The 3,678-nt window shown below is 67.6% G+C and carries 3 protein-coding genes; 1 reads left to right on the top strand and 2 read right to left on the bottom strand.

Annotated features, from left to right (window positions below):
• Both H926_RS34785 and H926_RS0114895 read right to left on the bottom strand, forming a co-directional pair.
• Positions 1-537: carboxylesterase family protein (locus H926_RS34785; protein WP_237741056.1), on the bottom strand; the 537-nt coding region annotated here is incomplete at its 3' end.
• Positions 538-542: 5 nt separating this feature from the next.
• Positions 543-2,783 carry a beta-glucosidase gene (locus tag H926_RS0114895; protein WP_028658050.1) on the bottom strand — a complete coding sequence of 747 codons (2,241 nt, stop codon included), beginning with the start codon at positions 2,781-2,783 and terminating at the stop codon, positions 543-545.
• Between the two features lie 131 nt (positions 2,784-2,914).
• Between H926_RS0114895 and H926_RS27835 the strand changes: the two genes are divergently transcribed.
• A partial coding sequence (locus tag H926_RS27835) for a LacI family DNA-binding transcriptional regulator (RefSeq protein ID WP_202804739.1) occupies positions 2,915-3,678 on the top strand: 764 nt, incomplete at its 3' end.

Raw genomic sequence — 3,678 nt, 5'->3', positions numbered from 1 at the left:
GGGAGGGCAAAAAAAGCCGAAGCGGCCGAGCCGGTAGTTGAGGCTGACCAGGACCACGCCATCGCGGGCAAAAGCCGCGCCGGAATAGACCGCCGGCGACGTGCCGCCGTTGACGAAGCCGCCACCGTGCACCCACACCATCACCGGCAGCCGCGCGTTGGCGGCCGCGCCCGCCGGCTTCCACACGTTGAGATAGAGGCAATCCTCGGCCGGCTGGGTGCGGATCGGCGCGGCATCGGGCGGGAACGGTGCCTGCGCGCAATCGTGGCCATAGTGCGTGGCATCGCGCGGCGCGCTCCATGCCGCAGCCGGCTGTGGCGCACGCCAGCGCAGATCGCCCACCGGCGGCGCGGCATAGGGAATGCCCTTGAAGCTGGCGACGGTGCCTTCCACCGCCCCCACCAGGGTGCCCTGGGCCACCGTCACGGTTGGCGCGGCAGGCGCCGCTGGCGCAGCCTTGGCAAGCGTAGCGCCCGGCAGCGACAGCGCGCCAGCAAGCATCAATCCTGACAGCATCAGCGTTTTGCGAAAGGTCATGATCTTCAATCCTTCCAGTTGCGCGCCGCCAGGCGCACCGTCACCACCTGCCCCAGCGTCTGCGCATCGCTGCCCAGCGCAAAGCCATAGTTGCCCGCCGGCAGCGTCCAGCCGCCACTGCCCTTGCCATCATCCCGCCAATCGGCGAGCAGGCGCTGGTCGATCGCCACGCTGACAGTCTTGCTTTCGCCCGGCTCCAGATGCACGCGGGCAAAGCCGACGAGGCGGCGCTTGGCCGTGCCGGCACGATCGACCAGATAGACCTGGCCGACATCATCGCCCGCCACCTTGCCGGTGTTGCGCAGGGTAAAGCGTGCGGTCTTGCCATCCACGCTCAACCCATCCTGGGCAAAGCTGGTGTAGCTCAGGCCATAGCCGAACGGGAACAGCGGCTTGGCCCCGGTGCGGGCGAACCAGCGATAGCCCACGTCCGAACCTTCGATGTTGTAGTCGGCCTTGAGCGTGGTGGTTGGCGTGGGCGGGTTGCCCATGAAATCGGGATCGAGCGTATCACTGCCATCGAGCTTGGGCCGGGGCAGTTGCGCCACGCTGGCCGGGAACGTGACCGGCAGGCGCCCCCCAGGGTTGGCCTCTCCAAACAGCACCTTGGCGATCGCCTCACCGCCGCGCGCGCCGGGATACCACGCTTCGAGCACGGCCGCGGTCTTGTCCAGCCACGGCATCGCCACCGGGCCACCGGTTTCCAGCACCACGATCGTGCGCGGATTGGCCGCTGCCACCGCCGCGATCAGCGCATCCTGGCCATCGGGCAAGGACAGATCGGGCTGATCGAGCCCTTCGGTGCGCCATTCGGTGGCAAACACGATCGCCACGTCAGACCGGCGCGCCGCCTCTACCGCATCGGCGATATAGCGCCCGTCGCGGAAATGGATGGCCGCCTGCGGCACCCGCGCCTTGATCGCATCGAGCGGGCTGGAACGGTGGAACTGCTGCTGCATGATGCCGGCAAACATGCCGCCAGCCAGCACCGGGCGGGACACCACCGGCCCGCCATCGCCCTGCACCTGGCTCGACCCGCCGCCCGACAGCACACCGCCATCGGCATAGCCGCCGATCACCGCCACGCTCTTGGCATCGCGCAGCAGCGGCAGGGCATTGTTCTGGTTGCGCAGCAAGACCATGCCGGCAATCGCCGTCTGTTCGGCCACGGCCGCATGCGCCGCGGCATCCCACTCGCCGCCCGGCGTTACCGGGTTCTTGTCGACGCCGGTGGCATAGATCGCGGTCAACACGCGGCGGTTCATGTCGGCCAGGCGCGCGGCCCAGGCCTTGTCGCTTGCCGCCTTTTCCGCCAGCTTGCTGCCGAAATAAACCGCCTTGTCGAGCTGTTCGCCCGATTGCTGATCAAGCCCGGCCATCGCCGCATCGAGCCCTGGTACCGCGCCCCAGTCAGACATGACGAAGCCCTTGTAGCCCCAATCGCGCTTGAGCACGGTGTTGAGCAGCCAGCTGTTGTCGCACGCGCGATTACCGTTGACGCGGTTATAGGCGCACATGACCGAGCCGGGCTGGCCCTGTTCGATGCCGATCTGGAAAGCCAGCAGATCGCTTTCACGCGCCGCGGCGTTGCCGATCTGGATGTCCACGAACTGGCGCCCGGTTTCCTGGCCATTGAGCGCGAAGTGCTTGATCGTGGAAATGATATTGTTGGACTGGATGCCCCGGATCGCCGCGCCCACCAGCATGCCCGACAGCAGCGGGTCTTCCGACAGGTATTCGAACGTGCGCCCGTTGCGGGGATCGCGCGTCAGATTGACGCCGCCCGCCAGCAGCACGTTGAAGCCGCTGGCGCGCGCCTCGGCGCCAATCATCGCGCCGCCCGCCTGCATCACTGCCGGATCCCAACTCGCCGCCTGGGCAATGCCCGATGGCAGCGCTGTCGCGCCCCGCTTGCGCGCGCCCGAAACCCAGGCCACACCCAGGCTTGCGTCGGTTTCCTTGAGCGCCGGCACACCCAGGCGTGGCAACCCGGCGATGTAACCGGCGCCTGGCACCGCGTCAGCCGGGATCGGCGGGGCACCGGGAAACAACTGGATGGCCATGATGCCATGGGTCAACGTGGTGCGCTCGTCCGGCTGCATCGCCTTGACCGTCTGATCGGCCCGTGCCTGCGCCGCGGTCATGTCGACCGGCGCGCTGCTTGGCGCCTGCGCATGGGCCGAACCCTGCGCCAGCCCTGCTCCGACCGCAGCCAGCGCCACGGCCGAAAGAAATCTCCTGCCCATCGTCATGCACCCTTCCCGTTGATGGCCACAGCGCCACCTGCTTGTTCCGCGTTATCGTGCCGCCGCTTGTCAGCGTTGTCAATTACCTGTTCAGGTTGGCTTGCCGGACAATTGCGTTCATAGCTTGGCCCATGCCCGATCCCGCGCAAAGCCACCGCCCCTCGGCCACCTCTGCAACCGCCAGTGGCGCCGCCGCCGACAGCGATACTGCACCCACAACAGCCGGCCGCGCGACGGGTAACATCACCATGAATGATGTGGCGCGGCATGCCGGGGTGTCGCTCAAGAGCGTGTCGCGTGTGATCAACCGCGAGCCGCATGTATCTGATACGCTGCGCATCAAAGTGGAAAAGGCGATTGCCGATCTGGACTATGTCCCCGATCTGGCGGCGCGCTCGCTCGCCGGCGCGCGCTCGTTCATCATCAGCGTGCTGTTCGACAATCCCAGCCCGAACTACACGATGAAGATCCAGGCCGGCGCCTATCAGGCCTGTGTCGACAACCAGTATCACCTGCGCATCGACCGTATCGATTCGGCCCGTCCCGATGCCGAGATCGTGGCCGATCTTGCCGCATTGCTGCGCAACGGACGCTGCGATGGCTTTGTGCTGCCCCCGCCGCTGGCCGATCTGCCAGTGGTGCTCGATTTCCTGCGCGAACAGGGCGTGCGCCATGTGCGCGTCGCACCGGAAAAGCCCAGCCTGGAGGCGCCGGGCATCGGCATGGACGATACGGCCGCCGGGGCGGCCGTGGCGCAGATGCTGTGGCAAGCCGGGCATCGCCGCTTTGGCGTGCTGACCGGGCCGCCCAACCATGGCGCCGCCGCGCGCCGCCGCCTTGGCTTTCTTGCCGCCCTGGCCGACCTCGGCCACACCGGCCCGGTGGTGGAAGCCAA

Source organism: Novosphingobium sp. B-7, assembly GCF_000410615.1.
Taxonomy (GTDB): domain Bacteria; phylum Pseudomonadota; class Alphaproteobacteria; order Sphingomonadales; family Sphingomonadaceae; genus Novosphingobium; species Novosphingobium capsulatum.
This window is presented reverse-complemented; position numbering and strand designations above follow the sequence as displayed.

Coding starts and splice junctions, on each gene's coding strand:
- H926_RS0114895 (WP_028658050.1), bottom strand. CDS start 2,783: ATGGGCAGGAGATTTCTTTCGGCCGTGGCGCTGGCTGCGGTCGGAGCA.